The organism is Vibrio sp. 10N.222.46.A1 (assembly GCF_041473595.1).
Taxonomy (GTDB): Bacteria; Pseudomonadota; Gammaproteobacteria; order Enterobacterales; family Vibrionaceae; genus Vibrio; species Vibrio tasmaniensis_A.
Map to the genome: position 1 here is coordinate 1 of NZ_JBFRSN010000121.1, position 2,288 is coordinate 2,288.

The window sequence follows — 2,288 nt, forward strand, 5'->3', positions numbered from 1 at the left end:
GAACTTCTGTAATAGAGTTTAAGAAAATCAGATAATGAAAAGCGAGCCCAAGTGGCTCGCTTTTTTTATTTTCTTGTTCGGGATGAGTTGTAGTAGATCTGCTTGTTACCTGTCTTCTCTATTCGTTATCGAAGGAGAAAAAAGGCTACTAATGTAGCCTTAGAGTCATCTTGTATCGAAGCCCGCATCACTCGAGGGTGATACGCGCTATGACGATGTCGTAAGTTATGTCGTTTTGAGGGGAATGCTCGTTAGTTGAATTCCCCGTTTCTGCGAGAACGCTAAAAGACGAGAGTATGGCATGCCTTCTTTGCTAATCATGTTTGTCAGTCAACATAGGCTACTGAGCTTGGTTCTTTGTAGATACAATCAACTCCAGTTACATTTCCGTTGCCGTCTTGATACTGTGCATAAACTTTCCACAAGCCATTTTTCCTCTCCCCTAAAACAGTAACCCGGGTATTATTCCCATAAGTAGTACCGTTAGAGCCATTCCCTTTACCGAAAGACACTTGAAACTCCTTTTTTATCGCTTGCTGTATTTTTGCTCCATCAAAGTCCCTATTTGGCTGAACATGCAAAAACTCAAGCCCGCCTCCTTTCCCCGGTCGGATAGCAAACGTACAACCTGTTAATTGAGTGGTAACAAGGAAGTTTGCAGAATCATAGTGGGTGACTTTAGAAATGGACTCAGGCTTAAGTTGTTCAAACTGAGATACCGGTATGTGGATGCATTGAAGAGCTTTAGCGCTACTTGATAGCGCCGTTTTAGATAAGCGCAAACGCATCTCTGGCATTTGAACACCTTGATTGATACCAAGCGCCGTATCTCCGAGGCTATATAAATAAAAGGTAAGTGCTCCTTTTGATTGGCCAGCACTACTAATGGAAAGCGGACAACGATGTAAAAATTGTTCTAAATTTCGATTCATTAGCTGAGCAGCTTGATCTAATGTCAATGGCATAAAACAGTCCTTTGTTATTATTCATGATCTGTATGAATGCTTATAAAAATAAGCTTCCGTTTATAAGCATATATGAACATATCTAAGACTTCGATATTTGCTAGCCATTAAGTGATGTCGACTTGAATTATTGAACATTATTTTGAGGTATGACCAGTTAATAGGCACGCCGTGCTAAAGGGTATTAATCCCATCCGTTACCTGGCTCAAACCTTTATTTATTTGCTGTCTTTCTCCCTATCGAAAAGTCCTTTTTCTGAGTATTCCCAACCGTCGAACCTCGTTTTTACCTACTTTTATACGACATTATCCAATGTCTTAAGAGGCTTGTTCTTTTTATGATTTTGTTTTTATTGATTATTTTGTAAATAGCAATGTTGCATATCGTGCTGGAGGGGTAGGCGGTAAAATATATATTGCAAATATAAATGATATTTGTTCTTATTCGCGTCCATTGTGATTTATAAACTAAACCGGAATTAGAATATGAACGTTAGATTGGCTTTCACCCCCCTCGCTTTGGCAATTGGAGGTGCATTAACCACAGTGGCTACCGTGTCGAATGCAATGGCTTCAGAAGAAGTAACGGTGGATGAAACCGTGCAAGTTATTGGTCATCAGTACGAAGGCTACGCGGAGCACATGCCGCAATCGGGTACCAAAACGGATGTCGAATGGCTCGATGTCCCACAAGCCGTTTCAGTGGTCACTAAAACAGAGATGGAAGACCGTGGTGCGGTCCGTTTAGTGGATGCTCTTGATGGTGTTGCTGGTGTCAATAATACCTTAGGTGAAGGCAGTCGAGATCAGTTCGTTATTCGTGGCTTTGATGCACTGAATGACATGTATCGTGATGGCATGCGTGATGATGGAACTTTACAGTCGTATCGAAGCCTATCCAATATTGAGCGTGTTGAAGTGGTAAAAGGCCCTGCAGGTGCTCTGTATGGTAGGGGTTCTGCTGGCGGTATCATTAACTTAGTCACCAAGCGAGCGAATGGCGACAATTTTACCAATGTGAACGGCAGTGTTGGCAGTAACAGCCAATTTGTAGGGCAGGTGGATAGCTCAATGGCGTTTTCAGATAAGGTCAATGGACGTATTAACCTGGAACACCGACAGGCTGATTCGTATGTTAACCATGTCGATTCGAATGATTTCTTTATCGCACCAACCATTCGAGTGCTGCCAGCTGAAGGGCATACCGTTGACTTAGATGTCGAATATGCACACCAAGAGCTGGTGCCATATCGTGGTGTTCCATCCAAAAATGGCAAACCTGTCGATGTCTCTGAGAGTTCTTTCTACGGTGGCACTAACGAT

Annotated in this window: 2 protein-coding genes; one reads left to right on the forward strand and one right to left on the reverse strand. The window is 42.4% G+C overall.

What is annotated here, in order from left to right; genetic code table 11:
* Nucleotides 1-326: 326 nt before the first annotated feature.
* Nucleotides 327-965, reverse strand: coding sequence for a hypothetical protein (locus AB4496_RS04385; RefSeq protein ID WP_009844799.1), 639 nt, complete (start codon nt 963-965; stop codon nt 327-329).
* 486 nt (nt 966-1,451) lie between these two features.
* On the opposite strand from AB4496_RS04385, the gene AB4496_RS04390 reads away from it, so the two are divergent.
* On the forward strand, nt 1,452-2,288 hold an 837-nt coding region (locus AB4496_RS04390), incomplete at its 3' end, for a TonB-dependent receptor (RefSeq protein ID WP_372130632.1).